The organism is Shewanella sp. UCD-KL12 (assembly GCF_001957125.1).
Lineage (GTDB): Bacteria > Pseudomonadota > Gammaproteobacteria > Enterobacterales > Shewanellaceae > Shewanella.
Window position 1 is genome coordinate 164,958 of sequence record NZ_MPHJ01000004.1, and the last position, 19,631, is coordinate 184,588.

Sequence of the window (19,631 nt, forward strand, 5' to 3'; positions counted from 1 at the left end):
AAGTTCTGGGGTGCTTGCACCCCTGTTAGGTGACTGTGTTTGGCTTGATAATAGAGGGTATAGGATGACTAAATCCGAACTGATCGAAAAACTTGCCACTAGGCAGTCGCAGCTGTCGGCTAAAGAAGTGGAAAGCGCAATCAAAGAGATGTTAGAGCAGATGGCTCATACATTGGAAGGCGGTGATCGTATAGAGATCCGTGGCTTTGGTAGCTTCTCACTACATTTCCGTGCACCACGTACAGGTCGTAACCCAAAAACTGGAACCTCAGTTGAATTGGAAGGCAAGTATGTACCGCACTTTAAGCCAGGCAAAGAACTGCGTGAACGTGTCGATGCTATCAACGCATAAATGACATTGTTTTAAAAGCCTCCGTATGGAGGCTTTTTTATGCCTAAATTTTGCGTATTACTAGCTAGTTTGGTCATTTTCTTAGATAATCACTTGATTAAAATAGCTATGTGGGGTGTATCGTGCGGTCATTTATCGTCACAGTGCTAGTAGCACTGCTTTTCTTCTTAGCGCTGATCTTTGGAGCACGTAACGAACAAGTCGTTACTATCAGCTATTTTGTTGCCCAAGGTGAGTTTAGATTACCCATTGTACTTGCAACTGTGTTCCTCTTAGGCTTTCTTATCAGTTGGATTTTTGCCATCTACCATATTGCTAAATTAAAGTTTGCACTGAGAAGTGCCAACAAGAAACTCAACCAACTTGAATCTCAAACGACTCAAGTAGCCACAGTATCGGAAGTCGACGCTTAATATGCTAGAGATCCTGTTTTTGCTGCTGCCTATTGCTGCCGGTTACGGGTGGTACATGGGGCGGCGCAGTGTAAGGCACAAACAGAGTAACCAAAGAAAACAGTTGAGTCGTGATTATTTCACAGGGCTTAACTTTCTGCTTTCTAATGAGTCAGATAAAGCGGTCGATCTATTTATTACTATGCTCGATGTCGATGATGAAACCATCGATACACATCTCTCTTTAGGTTCACTATTTAGAAAACGCGGCGAAGTGGATCGTTCTATTCGAATCCATCAAAACTTAATTGCCAGGCCCAGCCTTACTAATGAGCAAAGAGACATTGCCATGATGGAGTTAGGTAAGGATTATCTAGCTGCGGGTTTTTATGACCGCGCAGAAGAGATTTTTCTTAACCTTGTAAAGCAGGAAGATCACTCTGAAGATGCTGAAACGCACCTAATAGATATCTACCAGGTTACCAAAGAGTGGCAGAAAGCGATTAACATCATTAAAAGTTTAAAGCGAAAGCGTCAGCAGAGCCTTAAACACAGTGCGGCGCATTTCTATTGTGAGCTCGCTAATGAAGAAACTAATACTGCAAATCAGATTAAGTTGCTGCAGTCTGCGTTAAAGCAAGACCCACAGTGTGGCAGAGCGCTACTTACGCTTGCAGAGAAGCACTTAGATTCAGGTGAGCATACAAGGTGTAAAGAGTTACTCGCTAAACTGCTTGAAGCTGACATAGAGCTTTTTCCTGACTCTTTAGCTATAGCACGTCAAGCTTACCATGATAGTAAAGACCTTAATGGCTACAGCGAGCTTCTTAGACAAGCAATACAAAATGGAGCTGGAGCAAGTGTTGTTGTGACGCTTGCAAAGAATATGATTGAGCAGGGAGATCTCCCGGAAGCTGAGCAGCTTGTTCTCGATCGTTTATACCGTAATCCGACAATGAAAAGCTTCCAACACCTTATGCAGATGCATGTTCAGCAAGCTGAAGATGGCCAAGCGAAAGACAGCCTGACTATGCTCGAAAAATTAGTTGAACAGCAGATCAAATTCCGCCCTGGCTATCGCTGTAGTGAATGTGGCTTCCCCTCACATCGCCTTTATTGGCACTGTCCATCTTGTAAGAGTTGGGGGAAAATAAAAAGAATTAGAGGATTAGATGGGGAGTAATTTTCTGTCTAGTCAACAAATCAGCGACCAAGCTGATATTAAAGTGATATCCGTATATTAAAGCAAAGCAATTGGAGAATTAATGAATAACAAATCGATATTAGTCGCACTAGATTTTGATGATAAAAATGCTGCTTTGCAATTGATAGACAAGTTAGACCCAAATATGTGTCGTCTGAAAGTTGGCAAGGAGATGTTTACACTCTTTGGCCCTGACTTTATCAAGGCGATTCATCAACGTGGCTTCGATGTTTTCCTCGACCTTAAGTTTCATGACATTCCAAATACTGTGGCTAAAGCTGTTACAGCTGCAGCTGAGCTTGGCGTATGGATGACCAATGTCCATGCCAGTGGTGGTCTGGCGATGATGCAAGCGGCAAAAAATGCCTTAGAGCCTTATGGGGATAAAGCGCCGATTTTGATCGCGGTAACAGTCTTGACCTCAATGAGTGATGAAGATCTTAAACTTATCGGTATAGACGTACCTGCGTTTGAACATGTTCAGCGTTTAGCTAAATTGACGCAGCAAGCCGGCCTTGATGGCGTAGTATGTTCAGCGCACGAAGCACAGGTATTAAAATCACAATTAGGTGAGGCCTTTAAGCTGTGTACGCCAGGTATCAGACCAGTAGGTGCTGATAAGGGCGATCAACATAGGGTCATGACGCCACCTGAGGCGCTTGAGGCTGGGTCTGATTATCTTGTAATAGGCAGACCTATTACAAAAGCAAATGATCCGCTCGCGGCGCTTACAGAGATCTACCAATCAATTAGTTAAAAGTGTTTGTTACAAGATTAAGAGTAAGTGAGAACAAGATGGCAAATCCATTTCAAGAGCAACTGCTAAAAGCAGGTTTAGTCAGTAAGCAAAAAGTGCAGAAAGCTAAAACTCAAAAAAGACGTGATCGAAAAGCGAAAGTGGATGACGGCTCAGCTGATTTAAAGCAGCAGATCGCAGCACAGAAGCTTGAGCAAGCAAGTAAAGATAAAGCATTGAATGAGCAAAAATTTGCTGCCGCAGCGGAAAAAGGGCTGGTACGTGGACTTGTCACTGAGTTTACTCGCTTAGCAATTAAGTTGCCCCAAAATGCTGAGGTTAAGTTTAACTTTACTCATAATAACAAGATCTTCTCAGTTTATGTGAATGATACACTTCAAGCGCAACTTCAAAATGGCCAACTTGGTATTGTCCGTCACGAAGAAACGAGTTATCTAGTGCCTCATAAGCTTGCTGAAAGGGTTAACATGTTAGTCCCACAGTGGTGTGGTTACCTCTGGGAGAAGAGTGATAACTCGCAAGTGGTTGAAGAGGACGATCCATATGCAGATTATGTCATTCCTGATGATTTAATGTGGTAATGGTTACTGCAGCGTTTTAAAGGTGAGTCACTCACTATTTGCATGAAGGCTTCTGAAATATCAGGAGCCTTTTTTATTGGTAAACTTAAATTTTTAATCAAGCTTTTTATTCACAAGTATTTAAATTTCGCTTTCTTTTCCTACGGTATCTGGTATAAATTAAACAAGTGTTTAAATCCAACGTTTGAGAGTCGAGAATGAATCCATACCAAGCTCCGTTAGCCGAAATGAAATTCCTGTTAGATAAGGTGTTCGATGCGCCTCAAACATGGACATCACTTCCTGCAATTGCTGAAAATGTCGATATGGACACTGCCGTTGCAATTATGGATGAAGCTGAAAAAATCAGTCGTGATCTATTACATCCTATAAATCGTGCTGGCGATGAGCAAGGCGTAGTGCACCAAGATGATAAGGTGATCACGCCTGATGGCTATAAGGAGGCATATAACCATTATGCTGAAGGCGGCTGGGTAGGCTTGTGTGGCGATCCGGAGCTGGGTGGTATGGGGATGCCAAAGATGTTGGGCGTACTCGTTGATGAGATGGCTTACAGTGCTTGTAATGCATTTACTTTATATGGCTCTCTTACTGCAGGTGCCGCGTTATGTATCAATGCTCATGGCAGCGATGAGCTTAAAGAGAAGTATTTACCACAGCTTTATAGCGGTGAATGGGCCGGGGCGATGGATATGACAGAGCCTCAGGCAGGCTCTGATCTTCGTGGCATTCGTACTAAGGCTGTTCCTAACGCTGATGGCAGTTATAACATTACTGGTAGCAAAATATTCATTACTGGTGGCGATCACGATCTAACTGAAAACGTTATTCACTTAGTGTTAGCAAAGTTGCCAGACTCTAACGGAATATCGCTATTCTTAGTACCTAAAATTAAAGTTGATGATGCAGGAACACTCACTGAGCCTAATGGTGTTACGGTTGGCTCAATTGAGCATAAGATGGGCCTGAAAGCTTCTTCAACGTGTGTAATGAATTATGATGAGGCGCAAGGCTACTTAATTGGTAAGCCAAACCGCGGTTTAGTGTGTATGTTCACCATGATGAATTATGAACGTCTCGCTATTGGTATCCAAGGGCTTGGTACATCACAAGCGGCCTATCAGATGGCTGCGGATTATGCCAAAGAGCGTGTACAAGGTGTTGCAGCAGGTGGCTCTCCTACAGGGGCAACAAGTGATCCTATCCTAGTTCACGGCGATGTACGTCGTATGTTACTGAATATTCGCGTGCTAACTGAAGCTGGCAGGGCGCTTTCGGTATTAACCGCTAAGCAATTAGATATCGCAAAATATGGTGAAGGTGAAGAGAAAGCAAAAGCCAGTCGCTATGTGGGTCTACTAACGCCAGTCGCTAAAGCTTTCTTGAGTGATAGAGGGTTAGATGCTGCGGTAACCGCCCAACAAGTATTTGGTGGCCACGGCTATATACGTGAAACAGGTATCGAGCAACTGGTTCGTGATACGAGAATTGCCCAAATTTACGAAGGAACCAATGGCATCCAGGCTATCGATTTCCTTGGCCGCAAGGTTACGGGTGACAATTTAACGGCATTAACGGAGTTTATTGCTGAGTGCACAGACAACCTCGCAACCCTTGATAACGTTGATGAAGCAGACAAGGCAACTGTTATCAGCTTATTTGTGAAGCTTTTAAAAGTCGCGGCTGATATTAATGAAAGCAAGCTTGAGAGACCTGCACTTATTAATGCATCAGCCGTCGACTTTCTCGATGCATTTGGCCATGTACTATATGGCTATTTCTGGCTACTGATGGCTGATAAGTCAAGTACACATGCCGATCCAGCATTTACGCAGCAAAAGCAGATGTTGTCTAAGTTCTATCTAACCAAGATGCTGCCAAAAGCTGAGTACCACCTTGCTCAAGTGATCGCTGGTGATGCGTCTATCATGGATATTCCAGAAGAACTGTTCTAAAAGCTCTACAAGCAAAAGGGGGCGAATACTAAGGTATTCGCCCCCTTTTTAATTTCAGCCCTAAACCACAAGCTTCAGGGGGGATTCTTTATTGGTGAAATTCTATTTGCTAGATGAAATTGAACCGCTGGTATCTACACTTGGCATTAATGGTTTATCCATCATAGATTGTAAAAATAGTGCACTAAAGGGCGCGAGTTGCTCCTTTTTTTCTATTGGGCTTTGACCATTCTCCATAATGACAAATAGCGTATCATCGATGGCCTTAGCGCGGATAAATCCAGCCAAGTTATCAACACCCTGCATAGAGCCTGTTTTAGCTAAAATATGCTGTTTTAACGGTGGCTTATTAAAGCTTGTCTTGTACTTTAAGGTGCCACTGATCCCTGAGATAGGCAACGAGTCGATGATATAGTCGAATCGAGTGTCTTTATAGATTAAGTTTAGTACTTGGCTTAGTTGTCTGGCACTGAGTAAGTTATACCTAGATAGCCCTGAACCATCAATTATTTGGGCATAATCGAGTGCAACGCCGTCACGAACAAGCACCTCTTTAAGCGCTAAAGCACCTTTAGAAAAACTGCCAGGTGCGCCGTATATTGTTCTACCTAGCTCTTTTAATAGGCTATCGGCAATTAAGTTATCAGATTTGACCAGCATGGTTTTCACTATATCTTTTAAAGGTGCTGACTCATGACTAGCGATAAGGCTTCGATACTTAGGAAGGTTGCCATTTAAGTAAACAGAACCCTTAAGCTTTATCTGATTAGATTTAAATAGCTGCGCCAGGCTTTGTTGAGCGAATAGACTAGGATCTGTAATGGCGATAGCAAGCTTAAGTGATTTCGAACCAGGAAAGCAGCCACTGAGATTAAATTGGTTACTTGCCAAACGAGTCAAAGATAGCTCACAAAAAGGATTATTCTCCGTTTTATCAAATACAGCGGTATTCTCAATCGATACAGGCAGGTAACTAGGCATAGACAATTGACTCTTGCTGCTTGCCAGTTTTGCTTTTAACTCCGCGTGTATACAGTTTCTATTGATGATAAAACTTGATACTGGCGCCGCGTAACAGATCCCTAAATCATCCCACACCCAGCCTGGTGCTTGTAATTGCTCGTTTGTTTCACCAACGAGGTAAACATTACCAGATATTTTATGGAGCCCTTGGTCGCTGAGTTGTTTAAATACTTCTCTGAAATCACTTAATTTCAGAGTGGGATCTCCTGAAAACTTGATATAAAGATCGCCATCAATCACGCCATTGGCTATTGGGTAGTGAGAAAAGAACTGGGTTTGATACCTAAACTCTTTACCGAGTACAGATGTTGCTCCAACGGCTGTAAGTAACTTCATCGTACTGGCGGGTAGCAACAAGGTATCGGCATTTTTCTGGAAAATGGTTTCACCAGAGATAAGGTTGGTGGCAATAATGGAGGTATGGGAGTGAGGCGGCTCAATTATTGAGAGAATATTGTTAAAGTAATCATTAGCTAATACGGGTGCTGAAAATGCACTGATAAACACGAGTGTACTGAGTAAATATCGCATAAGGCTCACATAAAAACGCCTCGATGTTACGAGGCGAGACTGAAGAATGAACCATTATCATAGCGTTTATTCATCTTCAGGTTTATCTTTTTCCATTAACCGATACAGCCTGAGAGTGACAAAGGTTACTAACGCGATAAAAAGGGGCAAGATAAAGATGCCTAATTCACTCTTAAAGTGAAAAATAGCCCAAGCGGAAACGAGGGTAATTAAAATAGTCACTAAAATTTTGCTATTCATTAGACCATGCATAAGTAGATTAAGATAATTAATTATAACTTGGCTAAAGGCATAAATCCGTGATTGATAATCGAGAAGTTGTAATTAGTGCGACTTAAGCTTGTATTCAATACAAGCTGTTTAAATATCGAGCTTAGCCCAGTAATCCTTCAGCATTAAATCTAATTAAATTTGATGTTTTTTATACCTTAAATCCACATTTGTTCAAAATTGCTCCGCTTCTTAATGTGTTATCAGGCAAAATTGGAGAAAACCCTTGCCCAATGAGGCGTTAATCGGTAATTTCTATCCCCTTATGAATTATATTAAGGGATCAATATGCCTCATATTCGTATGCGCGGTCTGCCCGAGAGTGTTGTTGCTAAGCTAAGCCATACATTACTCGAGCAATTAGCCGATCTATGTCAGGTAAATGCACAAGGTTTTACCTTAGACTGGATCCCAAGTCTTAGTTACCGTGACGGCAATTTGGACCTCAGTACTACACAAGTAGAAGTACTTTGGTTTCCTAAAGATCCCGAGACCCACGATAAAGTAGAGCAAGCGATCCGTGATGCTATTTCAACAGCGTATCCGGAACTACAACATCTTGCAGTTATGTTTAGAGAGTTAAATCCAGCTTGCTACTATCGTGATGGAAAGCATTTTTAAAGGAGATGACCTTGCTTGATAAGCTAGGTGGAATACCAATTCAACCAGATTCACTTCAATGGTTGCTTACACCCAAAGCCCTTAAGGCTGAGTTATTGAAACGCATTGGTAATGCGGTTCATTCAATCTATATCGCAGCACTCTATCTTGAAGATGATGAGGCTGGGCGTGAAATATTATCAGCACTAATGGCTGCTAAGGATAAAAATCCTGCACTCGATATTAAAGTCTTAGTTGATTTTCATCGTGCCAGACGAGGACTGATTGGCCACAAAGGCGATAGCGGTAATTACCAGATGTACCGTAAGGTCATGGAAAGCGCTGAGCATCCGATTGAGATCTTAGGTGTGCCGGTTAAATCTCGTGAGTTTATGGGCGTGCTCCACCTTAAAGGGTTTATTGTTGATGATGCTGTGGTTTATAGCGGCGCAAGTATCAATAACATCTACCTACATCAACAAGAAAAGTACCGTTTTGACAGATACCATGTCATTGAGTCTGAGGAGCTAGCTCGCTCAATGCGGGAGATGATCCAGACCTATTTAGTTAAAGATGTAGCGGTTAGCTCACTGACCCAGCCAAAAGAGCAGGAGACGCTGCCTAAAAAGAATGATCTTCGCAGCCTCAAGCTGCGTTTAGCCAGCGCTAAGTATAAGTTTGACTCAACCACTATCGGTAACAGGGTGACACCTGTTGTTGGTTTAGGGCGCAAAAAGAATAAGCTTAACAAGATGGTTGTAGACATGGTGTCACAATCACAAGAAGCCTTATTTATCTGCACGCCTTATTTCAACCCCCCTTATATATTGGCCAGAGCACTTGCTAAGCATCTAAGGGACGGCAAACGCATTGATATCGTGGTCGGTGATAAAACCGCAAATGATTTTTATATTCCCCCTGAGGAGGAGTTCTCAACCATAGGCGCGCTGCCATATATGTATGAGCAGTCTTTGCGAAAATTCGCAAAACGTCAACAATGGGCGATAGAGAACGGCCAGTTAAACATTCATCTCTGGAAAGATGGCATCAATAGTTACCACCTTAAAGGGATCAGTGCAGACAGTAAAAAGCACCTCATCACTGGGAGTAATTTAAACCCACGTGCTTGGGCACTTGATCTTGAAAATGGATTACTTCTCCATGATGATTGTGGTGCATGGAAGGAGAGTTTTGAGCAGGAGCAGGCGCATATATTACAGCACACTGAACGTTTGTATCATTACAGCCAGATTGAAACGTTAAACGATTATCCTGTGCCAGTTCGTAAAATCATGACACGTATTAGACGCCTAAAAGCCGATTTTTTACTAAGAAGAATTCTCTAAGCAGGCTGATAACGCTAGTATGAAAAAGGCGAGCAATTATTTGCTCGCCTTTTTTATTGCTTAAGCTTCATCCACGCAATCGATAACTACTGCACCGCAACATCACTGTTATCCAGATCTGTCCCGGTACGAGCATAATTCAAAGCCAGAATCACTAGCACAACCATAAATGCACACAGCGCCCCTATATTCAATTGGCCGTGCATAGGCACTAAAGCAATCAATAACGCAGCTATTCCAGCACCAAAATTTTGTAATCCACCTAAGAGTGCTCCAGCAACGCCCGCGTGGCGAGGGAAGGGCTCTAATGCGGCAGAGGTTAGAACAGGAAATAGCATGCCCGCACCTGAGAAAAATAGTACTGAGCCTATAAGTAAACTCCAACCAATCACTAAGTTAGACAGGCCTGGGATTAACAAAAATAACGCGCCAGCACCGAGCAATGCCACACTTCGGTAGGTGCTTTTGTTGTTATCTCTTAATTTAGCCGCACAATATGCACCAGCGAGGTAGCCAGGTATCGGCGCCACAAAATAGATGCTTACCCATAAAGGAGAAAGTGATAACACTTGGCCATAAAGTACACCAGCAATGGCTTCAAATGCAGCAATACCAGAGAAAGTAGCCACAAGGCATACTAAGTAGCTCTTAAATTTCTTATGGGATAAAACAAACCGATATGATGCTAACACTGCTTCAGGTCTGCGCTTTTCTTTAGGCAATGATTCTTTAAACTTGAAGATAATCAAGCATAAAACTAAAGTGCCAAGTATTGCTAAAAGTAGATAAACCGATTGCCAACTAAAATACTCGGTCATTAAGCTACCAGCGAACGGGGCAATAAGAGGCGAAAAAACCACTGCCATTGAGATATAGCTATTAAGTGATACTAATGGCTCCCCAAAATAGTAATCTCGTGGAATGCTTCTACATAGTGCACCAGCACTGGCAGTTCCAATACCTTGTAGTAATGTCGCTATAATAAGTTGATTATAATTTGTCGCTATACCTGCGCACACGGCACCGATAACAAAAATAGTTAAACCTATGATGAGCAGTGGCTTTCGACCAAATCTATCTGATGCAGGGCCATAGAGGAATTGGAATAAACCATAAGAGATAAGGTAACAGGCCATGATGGCTTGTAATTGTCCCGCAGACACTAAGAAGCTATCTGCAATAGCTGGAAGGGCTGGAACAAAAATAGTCTGCGCCATCTGGCCACAGGCAACCATCATTACAATTAAAAAAATAATAGAGGAAAAATGTGAGTTAATGACATTTGAGGGTGGATCAATATTTGGCCGGTTCATCTGACTTCCAAAACTACAAAAAATAATGCTTTCAATAAGGAGGGCGCATCATACTTATTGATAGAATAATTACAATCTGTTACTTGATAATTTTCAGGTATTTATTTGCATCATTTTCATAAGTTTTTCTAAGGTGTAAACCGCGTAAACCGCGTAAACTGATACTTACACTTTGTATATGTAGTGTTGCAGTCAAATTGTGCTGATAACATCTATTTGTTGGGTTTATCTATCAATATAGCAGTCTGTTTAAGCAGTGAAATAATTTGCTTTGTACTTTGACAAATAGCATGCTTTATTTATGTTCGAGCTTGTAATGGATTAATCGTAATCCTTCAAACAGCTAAAGTATGGTAAAGTCCACCAATCAGTGAGCGTCATAGGCATTTAAAAGTGCCATCAACTTTTTTAACGGTACCTAGTAGATTATGAGTTTTGAGCCACATGCAGTACATCAGCTTTATCAATATCGTAAAGCTATCTCTTCAAAACCTTTTACAGCACGTGGAAAAAATATTGTCAGGTGTGAATTGTGTCTACTCGCTGAGCAGTTTTGTACTTGTCAGTTTCGGCAACAAGTTAGGTCAAATAGCGCATTTTTATTGATCATGTACGATGATGAAGTCCTAAAGCCGAGCAACAGTGGCAGATTAATCGCAGATCTTATTCCTAACACACACGCTTATATCTGGTCTCGGACTCAGCCCAATCGGAAAATACTAGAACTGATCAATTCATCAAAACATCAGCCATACCTTGTGTTTCCTGGTGAGTATGCCTATCCAGAACAGGAAGTCGTCAGTTCAGTACCTCACTCTCAGTGCGAAACAGGTAAAAAGCCCCTGTTTATTTTATTAGATGGGAGCTGGCGTGAAGCGATCAAAATGTTTCGAAAGAGTCCTTATCTTCATAATCTACCTATCTTGTCCTTTACGCCTGAAACCGTGGCAAAATATGGTTTACGCAAAGGCAGCCGAGATTTTCAACTGGGCACAGCTGAAGTCGCAGCTTTAGCGCTTGGCGCGTGCGGTGAAGTGCATAATGCAACCTCTCTTAATGCTTGGTTTGAATTATTTATCGAGTCTTCGTTGTACAGCCGTAGCCGGCATAGTGAAGCTCAACTTAGACCGCTTAATCTACTTGCGGACAATTTCAAAAATTCACTCTCGAAAAAATGATAACTGGCTAATTTGACTGCTAACTTTTTGTTGTATTATTTGCCCATATCAAAATATGTTTAGTCAGGCGTGTCACTCTTGTTAACAGAGTGACTGCTTCGCTGGGTATTAGCCGTTACATTTGCCTAATTATCGCGCTAATTATCAGTAAAACTAAAATTATCTTGCTCTGACTCTTGCTGTAGCATACACATAGAACTTACACTGAGTTCACATCTTTATTGCAACTCTTTTTGGCACGCGTTTTAGCGCATCTAATTGATTTTTAAAAATACAAATTTAGACAGCCGATCATCAATTTCCGGGACGAAAGAATGGCACACCTCCTAAATCGCTCAGTATTTAAGCTTGCTCTGGTCTTTTCCTCAATGGCTGCACTTACAGCCTGTGAAAAAGAGCCGATTCAAATTACGCCTAAACTCGTCGTCGTTGAACAGGTATCAACGGCCACCGTTCCCCTGTATGGAAATTATGTCGGCGTAACGAAAGCATCTCTTGATGTTGAAGTTAGAGCTCGCATTGATGGCTTTGTTGAAAATAAAAGCTTTGTAGAGGGAAGTGCGGTTAAAGAAGGGGCTTTACTGTACCAAATTGATAACCGTCCTTACTTAGCGGTGGTTAACCGTCTCAGTGCGAATGTTGAATCGCAACAATCTGCGCTTCAAAAAGCACAACGAGATGTCGAACGCTTAAAACCTCTCTATGAACAAGATGCAGCCAGCCAACTCGATTTTGATAATGCATTGTCGATATTGTCTCAGGCGAAATCCAGTGTTGCTGCAAGTAAAGCTGAACTTGAAGAAGCGCAATTGGAGCTTAGCTACACTGAGATTAAATCTCCTATTACAGGTCTAGTTAGTCGCTCTGAGGTGGATATTGGGGCTTTAGTCGGTAGTAGTGGTCAATCTTTACTGACGCGGGTCAAGCAGGTCGATCCAATCTATGTCACCTTTAATATGTCGGCACTAGACTATCTTAATGCCCGTAGACGCATGACAAGTTACACGGCGCAAAAGGAAGCTGAATCAGAGGGTAAGGCTGTAGAAGGTTTTGTGACGATCACCTTGCCTGATAACAGCGAATATCGTTACCTTGGTGACGTCCGCTTTACCGACCCTTCAGTTAACCCTGAAACAGGTACCTTTCAGGTAAGAGCTGAACTACCCAATCCTGATAAAGAGCTGCTACCGGGTCAATATACCAATGTACGCATCAAGTTAAGTGAAGTCAGCGATGCCATCGTTATTCCGCATAAGGCAACCCAAGTAGAGCAGGGCGGTGTTTATGTCATGGTCGTACTACCAAATAATAAGGTGGAGCGCCGCTTTATCGTTATAAAACACCAAGGCAAAGAGGGGGTTGTTGTCCAGAGTGGTCTAAAAGCGGGTGAACTTGTTATTGTTGAGGGGATGCACCGTGTGCGTCATGGCCAACTCGCTGAGCCTTTAACCGCAGAGCAATACTACAAAAAAGAAGATGTTAAAGAGAAAGAGCAGGCATTAAAACAGCAGGAGCTTGAACAAAAACAGGAGCAAAACTAATGGCTCAGTTTTTTGTTAACCGTCCCGTATATGCAAGCGTGATATCTATTGTTATCGTGCTGCTGGGCTTGATCGCTATGTTTCAATTGCCTATCGATCAATATCCCTATATCACACCGCCACAGGTGAAAATATCCGCGTCATACCCAGGTGCGACTTCAACAACTGCTGCAGAGTCAGTGGCTACACCATTAGAGCAGGAGTTAAACGGCCTGCCTAATATGATCTATATGAGCTCTAAGAGCACCAACTCTGGCAGTGCCAATGTCACTATCACTTTTGATGTGGGTACTAATCCCGATCTTGCCGCCGTTGATGCTCAAAACTCAACCCAGCAAGCAACGGGCAGTTTACCTATTGATGTACAAACAGAGGGCGTGTCAGTCTCTAAAGAGGCTTCTGTTGAATTACTGAAACTGGCCTTAACCTCTGAAGATGAACGCTATGATGAGATCTACCTGAGCAACTATGGCACCATCAATATTCAGTCGGCGCTGAAGCGTATCCCAGGCGTTGGCCGTGTGAGAAATACAGGTGCTAGGAGCTACTCTATGCGAGTCTGGTTAAATCCAGACACTATGGCAGGGTATGGACTCACCACAGGAGATGTCACTGACGCGATTAAGGCGCAAAACAAAGAGTCACCGGCCGGCAGCATAGGCTCACAGCCCAATACAGAATCTCTAAGTATGACGCTGCCTATTACAGCGGCTGGACGAATGAGCAGCGTACCTGAGTTTAATGAAATCATCGTACGTGCAAATTCAGACGGCTCTATCATACGCTTGCGTGATATCGCCAAGATTGAACTAGGCTCTTCAGCTTACACCTTACAGTCTCAACTCAATGGTAAAAACGCCACCATTTTACAGGTATACCTGTTACCGGGTGCTAATGCCTTAGAGGTGACTCAAAAGGTCAAAGATGAGATGGCAAAGCTGGCTCATAAGTTCCCTCAAGGTATGGATTGGGAAGTCTTCTTTGATGCCTCTGTGTTCATTGAAAACTCAATCGATGAAGTGGTTAAAACCCTAGTCGAAGCACTCATATTAGTCATTTTTGTCGTCTTTCTATTCTTGCAAAATATTCGCGCCACGCTTATTCCTGCGATTGCCGTGCCTGTCTCTTTGATTGGTACGTTAGCCGCTATGTTAGCGTTTGGCTTTACCATCAATACAGTCAGTCTACTCGCACTCGTACTGGCAATTGGTATTGTGGTTGATGATGCGATTGTTGTGGTAGAAAACGTTGAACGCTTAATGCATGAAAAGGGGTTAAGTCCTTCTGATGCGACGAAAGTGGCCATGAAAGAGCTCTCCGGTGCGTTAATCGCAACCAGTTTAGTGCTTGCCGCGGTATTTGTGCCTGTCTCTTTCTTGTCAGGGATCACAGGTATTATGTATCGTGAGTTTGCTGTAGCCATTACCGTTGCTGTACTTATTTCAACTGTCGTGGCTCTAACGCTATCTCCTGCGCTTTGTGCACTGCTGCTTAAACCTGGCGATAAAGCAACGTCTGGGTTCTTTAAGTGGATGAACGATCGCTTAGATACCGCAACAAATAAGTATGTAGGGCTTGTAGCACTGACAAATAAACATGCTAAGCGCAGTTATCTGTTGTTCGCGATAATGGTGGGTGGCGTATATTTAATCATGAGTTCATTGCCATCAAGCTTTATGCCTGATGAAGATCAGGGACGATTCTTTATCGATATGTCTCTGCCTAACGGTGCGACGGTTAACCGCTCTCAAGAAGTATTGAAAAAGGCAGAAGCTAAAGTGCTTGCACATCCTGCTGTTGCTTACTCGTTTACCTTAGCGGGCGAAAACAGACGTTCAGGCTCTAATCAAGCCAATGGTCAGTTTGAAATTATTCTTAAGCCTTGGTCTGAGCGAGTAGAGAGTGACGCGACAGTTCAAAAGGTGATGAGTGAGATTAAGCAAGATCTAAACGATGTCCTCGAAGCTGAGTTTAATATCTATCTGCCATCAGCTGTACCAGGATTAGGTAATGGCTCTGGGGTTGAGATGGAGCTGCAAGATACCTCAGGCACTAACTTTAAAGGTTTAATGGAAACTGCAGATGAGTTAGTTGAAGCACTTAAACTGCAACCTGAAATCGCTACAGCAGGTCTGTCACTGCAAAGTGCAATACCTCAGCTACACCTAAGTGTCGATGAAGCAAAAGCGATGGCTATTGGCGTCAAAGTCTCAGATATTTATGGCACCATTAAAACCTTTACCGACTCATCTACAGTCAATGACTTCAACCTGTTTGGGCGAGTTTACCGCGTTAAAGTCCAAGCTGAAGAGCAGTTCCGCCAATTCCCTGATCAGATAGAGGATTACCATGTTCGCTCTTCATCGGGTGCTATGGTACCAATTGGTGTGTTGGCTAAATATGATTACTCGGTAGGACCTGCTGCAGTGACTCATTACAATATGTTCACCAGTGCTTCTATTAACGCATCACCAGCACCAGGTTATGCATCCGGTGATGTGATCCGCGCCATTGAACGTGTTGCTAAACCTATGCTACCCAATGAATTTAGTTATGAGTGGACAGGCATCACCTATCAAGAGGTCAAATCTGCTAACCAAACTGCCATTGCGGTCACTTTAGCTATGATATTTGTCTTTCTGTTTCTTGCAGCTCTCTATGAGAGTTGGACTATTCCAATCGCGGTATTGCTTATCGCACCAATTGCTATGCTCGGTGCAGCCTTAGGCACCTTAGTCAGTGGTATGGAAAGTAATCTTTTCTTTCAAGTGGCGTTTATTGCCCTGATTGGTATGGCTGCGAAAAACTCAATCTTGATTGTTGAGTTTGCAAACCAGTTGCATAAAGAGGGCAAAAACCGTTTAGATGCAGCGCTGGAAGCAGCAAATATGCGCTTTAGACCCATCTTAATGACATCACTTGCTTTCATTCTAGGGGTTCTACCTCTGGTGCTCTCTGTTGGCCCTGGTGCTGTGAGTCGGCAAAGCATCTCTATTCCCATCTTGTGTGGCATGATTTTCGCGACCACGATAGGCATAGTGTTAGTACCGCTATTTTTCGTGACTACCGCAGGTTGGGTGAGATCTAAACTAGCTGATAAGTCTGATACAGCGGAGGTAACGACTAATGCTTAATGATACAAGCAAACAGCAATGCAAAAGCTTACCTTTTAAGCTTAAGGCGCAAGCAGCAATACTCGGTACAAGTTTACTCGCAGGCTGCGCTATGGGGCCTGATTATCAAAGGCCGGAGCTAGATATTCCAGAGCAGTTTCATCAAGAATTGCAGCAAACGGGTGGTCAGAACATAGGTTTATCTCATTGGCGGGAGTTTTACTTAGACCCAGATTTACAAGTACTCATTGAGCATGCATTGGCACAAAACCTGGATCTTGAAGGGGTGCGTTCAAGGTTGTTAGCAGCTCGAGCTGGCGTTACTGTCACTGATGCGGCCTTGTACCCTGTTGTGGGTCTCAATGCTAATGGAGAACGGGCACTCGATAGCGCATTAACCAATACAGACCCTGTCAAAGAAGATACGTTCGATATTGCAGGTACAGTCTCTTGGGAGCTTGATATTTGGGGGGCTAATAGACGCCGAAGTGAAGCTGAATACGCGAACTTTATCTCATCACAAGAGGCCCTGAACTTAGCGACGATTAGTCTCATCAGTGATGTTGCTAGTCGTTATTATGAATGGCTAGATATTGAGCAGCGTTATCAGATCTCTTTAAATACCGTCGAGCTACGAAAAAAAGAGCGCGACTTGGCTCGGCTTCGTAAACAAAATGGTGTGATATCTGGGCTACAGGTAAGGCAGGCTGAGGTGGAATATCAAAGTGCTAAAGTAACTTTGCCTGATCTTGATTTTGAGCGAAATGAAAAAGCAAACCAACTGCGCATATTGTTAGGTGAATTTAGCTACCCACTGAAAGTAAAAACCGAAAGCCAAATGAGAGCAGAAGGTGCTTTGTTTCCCGAATCGTTTGCTGTAGGTATTCCATCGCAAATGTTGTCTCAAAGGCCCGATGTCAAATCGGCTGAGCAAGCGCTGATCGCTGCAAACGCTAATGTGGGTGTCGCTAAAACAGCATTCTTTCCAAAATTTACCATTAGCGGCAGTTACGGTACTGAATCAGAAGATTTAAGTCAGATATTTGATAGTGAGGGCGTGACTTGGTCATTACTCGGCGGCATAACGGCGCCCATTTTTAACTCAGGTAGTATCTCAGCTCAGTACGATATCGCTCAGGAGAGTGCTAAACAAGCAATGCTTAGCTATCGAAGCACAGTGTTGAGTGCTTACTTTGAAGTGAATGATGCGATGAACAGTTTTAGACGCTCTGAGCTTGCGATTGATGCTCAGCAGGAGTTAGTTGCGGCATCAACTGAGTATACACGCCTCGCTATGCTCAGATATCGTAATGGTGTATCAAGCTCACTGGATCTGATGGATGCGCAGCGTAGCTTATTTAGCGCTGAGTTAACGTTAAGCCAAGTGAAGCGTGATAGGTTGCTATCGATGATAACGCTTTATCGAGCATTAGGTGGTGGCGTACTGACAGTTGAAGAGATGCAAGCTGAGCTCGAAAAACCAACTGGCTCACCTCTATCATCCAAGGATGATGTGCCAACGACAGAAGAGTAAACCTTGTAGCGCTTTAAATCATACTGTTTCAACGGTTACATAAGTTAACGCAGTAAAATAATAGTCTTTGCCATCTTAGCTCGACTTCCCTATATTTATAGGAGGTCGAGCTTTTTTAGCAACAGATGTTAATTATAAAAATAAACAAGCCTCATCATTGATGATGACCCTGATAGACAGTTTTTAACGCGGCGCTCAGGATAGTCGCAGCAGAGGAAGGAGTCGTAGATGGCATTGAATATTTGCAGTACATTTTCATCAAAAACGTTAAGCATGGCGCTTGGCCTTGTTTTAGGAGTAGTACTTGCTACTAGCTCTAGCTGCTTACTATTCGTGGTAGATCAAAATAATTCACCGCTAAGTGTTCAAGCGACGCATTCCAACCCGATAACATTGAGCTATAACCGCTATCAAGCAGGCTTTGCTTGCCGTGAAAATGGTTGGGAGTTCTGCCAAGGCTGGGTGTATCGAAGAGGTCGGTTAGCTTAATCATAATCACATAGCCGCTTACTTTTATTCCTTTTTTTATGCTTGCTGCATAACATGATCCCCTAAGTCACTTCTGAAAGAAAAATATACTAAAACATATTGTTACATTACCTAAATGATATTAATGTTTATAATTATTTGGCCTGAGTAGCTCTATTCTATATTCTCTGTTCACTGTATTTATCGATACTCCACGTCCCTGTAGCTTTTGTATACAATATCTCTAGGCATTTTGTTTTAAATTCAATAATGAACTTGCCAATGTCGCCCTTGATTAGAATGTTTTAGACTCAGTTGTTAGAAAATTTAACAATGTAGAGCTAAAACGGGTAGGGCATTATGGTCGATGAACAGGTAACGGGACTATTTTTTGTCGGAAACCTCCATCGTATGTGGATTCTGTACACCGAAATGCATCCGGAGCGTATTGATGGGATCAATAAAGATGAATATTTAGAACTACTGGAAAATATTAGTAAAACCAATGGAACACGATATGAGCTCTACAGCTTACTGCTGCGCAAATGATAAAGATAGCCACGTGTTCTCAATTTTTTTAAGAAATACTCGACAACATAATGATCTTTCTCAAGAGCAGTTATGCCTGCATTTAAGAGAGCAAAGTAGCCTTTTTTATAACCTTGATACGATCACAGTCAGTCGTTGGGAGCGGGGAGTGAACATCCCTTCTCTGGCTAAACAAGCCGAAATTGTTGAGCTTTATAACCATGAACTTGTGGATATATATGGCAAAGATAATGAGTTTCTTAATGAGTGCACTAAGCTATTGGCCTTACCGATTAATAAACGAAAATCCTCCCACCCTTACTACAGTAACGATGAATACATCATTAAAGATATCAACAACAAACATCCTTGTTTCCATCTGATCTTAGCAATGATTTTACAATATGAAGGTAATCCTTGTTTATCTTTAGAGCAGATAGACGCTAAGCGGGAACAGCTTAGTGATCTCAACATTAGTGTTGCCAGTGCATTTGGTGGACAGATTGTTGGTCACTGCTTATTTATTGAAACGACTTCTCAGCAAGTACTCGAGTTACTTAACTTTAAAATATCATTACAAGAAATGACCCAAGCCCAGGGAGTTGGCCGGTCAAATGCGGTGTTAGTTCTGTCTTCTGCGGGTGCTACGACTCAAATTGAAAACAGCTTAATGTCTATTTACATGAACTATTTTGTAAGAGTAAAGCAGCTTACATATTTAGCGATTAGTACTTGTGATGACGTATTCAACAAAAAGCTTAATCGAGCCAAACTTGTTCCATTTAAGGTGAAGTCGATAAGCGAAACTAAGAAGAAAGTCGATATAACTTCTTTTCTAATTAGTCGTTCAGAAGTGATGGCAAACAGTTTTTTATTGAAGTTATCCGTAATTTCACCGTCCAAGCTTAGCAAAGTTTTAGCTGTAAGCGTTAAAGGAAAGTAATC

17 protein-coding genes are annotated in these 19,631 nt (G+C 42.5%); 14 read left to right on the top strand and 3 right to left on the bottom strand.

Annotation, left to right across the window (positions count from 1 at the left end):
- Positions 1–64: 64 nt before the first annotated feature.
- The 6 genes from ihfB (at position 65) to BM736_RS09985 (ending at position 5,241) form a co-directional block, all read left to right on the top strand.
- Positions 65–352, top strand: a complete 288-nt coding sequence (ihfB, locus tag BM736_RS09960) for an integration host factor subunit beta (RefSeq protein WP_076411449.1) — start codon at positions 65–67, stop codon at positions 350–352.
- A gap of 122 nt (positions 353–474) precedes the next feature.
- A complete protein-coding gene (locus BM736_RS09965; protein ID WP_076411451.1) occupies positions 475–765 on the top strand; it encodes a LapA family protein in 291 nt (96 codons plus the stop codon).
- 1 nt (position 766) lies between these two features.
- Positions 767–1,927: a lipopolysaccharide assembly protein LapB gene (gene lapB / locus BM736_RS09970; protein ID WP_076411453.1), complete on the top strand. Its 1,161-nt coding sequence runs from the start codon at positions 767–769 to the stop codon at positions 1,925–1,927.
- Between the two features lie 82 nt (positions 1,928–2,009).
- Positions 2,010–2,705, top strand: coding sequence for an orotidine-5'-phosphate decarboxylase (gene pyrF, locus BM736_RS09975; protein ID WP_076411455.1), 696 nt, complete (start codon positions 2,010–2,012; stop codon positions 2,703–2,705).
- 38 nt (positions 2,706–2,743) lie between these two features.
- On the top strand, positions 2,744–3,286 hold the full coding sequence (locus tag BM736_RS09980; RefSeq protein WP_076411457.1) for a DUF2058 domain-containing protein: 543 nt from the start codon (positions 2,744–2,746) through the stop codon (positions 3,284–3,286).
- Positions 3,287–3,483: 197 nt separating this feature from the next.
- On the top strand, positions 3,484–5,241 hold the full coding sequence (locus BM736_RS09985; protein ID WP_076411459.1) for an acyl-CoA dehydrogenase: 1,758 nt from the start codon (positions 3,484–3,486) through the stop codon (positions 5,239–5,241).
- A 102-nt stretch (positions 5,242–5,343) separates the two neighbouring features.
- Here BM736_RS09985 and dacB read toward each other — a convergent pair whose 3' ends face one another.
- Together dacB and BM736_RS25140 are read right to left on the bottom strand one after the other, a co-directional pair.
- On the bottom strand, positions 5,344–6,795 hold the full coding sequence (dacB, locus tag BM736_RS09990) for a D-alanyl-D-alanine carboxypeptidase/D-alanyl-D-alanine-endopeptidase (RefSeq protein ID WP_076411461.1): 1,452 nt from the start codon (positions 6,793–6,795) through the stop codon (positions 5,344–5,346).
- A 66-nt stretch (positions 6,796–6,861) separates the two neighbouring features.
- Complete coding sequence (locus tag BM736_RS25140) at positions 6,862–7,035, bottom strand: hypothetical protein (protein WP_179079036.1); 174 nt, start codon at positions 7,033–7,035, stop codon at positions 6,862–6,864.
- Between the two features lie 318 nt (positions 7,036–7,353).
- Here BM736_RS25140 and BM736_RS09995 point away from each other — a divergent pair, with 318 nt between their 5' ends.
- On the top strand, positions 7,354–7,686 hold the full coding sequence (locus BM736_RS09995; RefSeq protein ID WP_076411463.1) for a DUF1904 domain-containing protein: 333 nt from the start codon (positions 7,354–7,356) through the stop codon (positions 7,684–7,686).
- Between the two features lie 11 nt (positions 7,687–7,697).
- On the top strand, positions 7,698–9,011 hold the full coding sequence (gene pssA / locus BM736_RS10000) for a CDP-diacylglycerol--serine O-phosphatidyltransferase (RefSeq protein ID WP_076411781.1): 1,314 nt from the start codon (positions 7,698–7,700) through the stop codon (positions 9,009–9,011).
- 86 nt (positions 9,012–9,097) lie between these two features.
- Here pssA and emrD read toward each other — a convergent pair whose 3' ends face one another.
- Positions 9,098–10,324 carry a multidrug efflux MFS transporter EmrD gene (gene emrD, locus BM736_RS10005; RefSeq protein ID WP_076411465.1) on the bottom strand — a complete coding sequence of 409 codons (1,227 nt, stop codon included), beginning with the start codon at positions 10,322–10,324 and terminating at the stop codon, positions 9,098–9,100.
- Positions 10,325–10,752: 428 nt separating this feature from the next.
- Between emrD and BM736_RS10010 the strand changes: the two genes are divergently transcribed.
- From BM736_RS10010 to BM736_RS10035, 6 genes are all read left to right on the top strand, one after another.
- Positions 10,753–11,502 carry a tRNA-uridine aminocarboxypropyltransferase gene (locus BM736_RS10010; protein WP_076411467.1) on the top strand — a complete coding sequence of 250 codons (750 nt, stop codon included), beginning with the start codon at positions 10,753–10,755 and terminating at the stop codon, positions 11,500–11,502.
- A 368-nt stretch (positions 11,503–11,870) separates the two neighbouring features.
- Positions 11,871–13,043 (top strand): efflux RND transporter periplasmic adaptor subunit, encoded by a 1,173-nt coding sequence (locus tag BM736_RS10015; RefSeq protein WP_372828697.1) that lies wholly within the window; start codon positions 11,871–11,873, stop codon positions 13,041–13,043.
- Positions 13,043–16,177, top strand: coding sequence for an efflux RND transporter permease subunit (locus BM736_RS10020; protein WP_076411472.1), 3,135 nt, complete (start codon positions 13,043–13,045; stop codon positions 16,175–16,177). Before BM736_RS10015 ends, BM736_RS10020 begins: the two co-directional genes overlap by 1 nt.
- Complete coding sequence (locus tag BM736_RS10025) at positions 16,170–17,690, top strand: efflux transporter outer membrane subunit (RefSeq protein WP_076411474.1); 1,521 nt, start codon at positions 16,170–16,172, stop codon at positions 17,688–17,690. Before BM736_RS10020 ends, BM736_RS10025 begins: the two co-directional genes overlap by 8 nt.
- Positions 17,691–17,918: 228 nt before the next feature.
- Positions 17,919–18,179, top strand: a complete 261-nt coding sequence (locus BM736_RS10030; RefSeq protein ID WP_076411476.1) for a hypothetical protein — start codon at positions 17,919–17,921, stop codon at positions 18,177–18,179.
- Between the two features lie 496 nt (positions 18,180–18,675).
- Positions 18,676–19,629: a helix-turn-helix transcriptional regulator gene (locus tag BM736_RS10035; RefSeq protein WP_218638754.1), complete on the top strand. Its 954-nt coding sequence runs from the start codon at positions 18,676–18,678 to the stop codon at positions 19,627–19,629.
- Positions 19,630–19,631 lie beyond the last annotated feature (2 nt).

Excerpts from the sequence above, each read along its gene's own strand:
- ihfB (WP_076411449.1), top strand. The coding sequence starts at position 65 with ATGACTAAATCCGAACTGATCGAAAAACTTGCCACTAGGCAGTCGCAG.
- BM736_RS10020 (WP_076411472.1), top strand. The coding sequence starts at position 13,043 with ATGGCTCAGTTTTTTGTTAACCGTCCCGTATATGCAAGCGTGATATCT.
- BM736_RS09985 (WP_076411459.1), top strand. The coding sequence starts at position 3,484 with ATGAATCCATACCAAGCTCCGTTAGCCGAAATGAAATTCCTGTTAGAT.
- BM736_RS10015 (WP_372828697.1), top strand. The coding sequence starts at position 11,871 with ATGGCTGCACTTACAGCCTGTGAAAAAGAGCCGATTCAAATTACGCCT.
- BM736_RS09980 (WP_076411457.1), top strand. The coding sequence starts at position 2,744 with ATGGCAAATCCATTTCAAGAGCAACTGCTAAAAGCAGGTTTAGTCAGT.
- pyrF (WP_076411455.1), top strand. The coding sequence starts at position 2,010 with ATGAATAACAAATCGATATTAGTCGCACTAGATTTTGATGATAAAAAT.
- BM736_RS10035 (WP_218638754.1), top strand. The coding sequence starts at position 18,676 with ATGAGCTCTACAGCTTACTGCTGCGCAAATGATAAAGATAGCCACGTG.
- dacB (WP_076411461.1), bottom strand. The coding sequence starts at position 6,795 with ATGCGATATTTACTCAGTACACTCGTGTTTATCAGTGCATTTTCAGCA.
- emrD (WP_076411465.1), bottom strand. The coding sequence starts at position 10,324 with ATGAACCGGCCAAATATTGATCCACCCTCAAATGTCATTAACTCACAT.
- lapB (WP_076411453.1), top strand. The coding sequence starts at position 767 with ATGCTAGAGATCCTGTTTTTGCTGCTGCCTATTGCTGCCGGTTACGGG.
- BM736_RS09995 (WP_076411463.1), top strand. The coding sequence starts at position 7,354 with ATGCCTCATATTCGTATGCGCGGTCTGCCCGAGAGTGTTGTTGCTAAG.
- BM736_RS10025 (WP_076411474.1), top strand. The coding sequence starts at position 16,170 with ATGCTTAATGATACAAGCAAACAGCAATGCAAAAGCTTACCTTTTAAG.
- BM736_RS25140 (WP_179079036.1), bottom strand. The coding sequence starts at position 7,035 with ATGAATAGCAAAATTTTAGTGACTATTTTAATTACCCTCGTTTCCGCT.
- BM736_RS10030 (WP_076411476.1), top strand. The coding sequence starts at position 17,919 with ATGGCATTGAATATTTGCAGTACATTTTCATCAAAAACGTTAAGCATG.
- BM736_RS10010 (WP_076411467.1), top strand. The coding sequence starts at position 10,753 with ATGAGTTTTGAGCCACATGCAGTACATCAGCTTTATCAATATCGTAAA.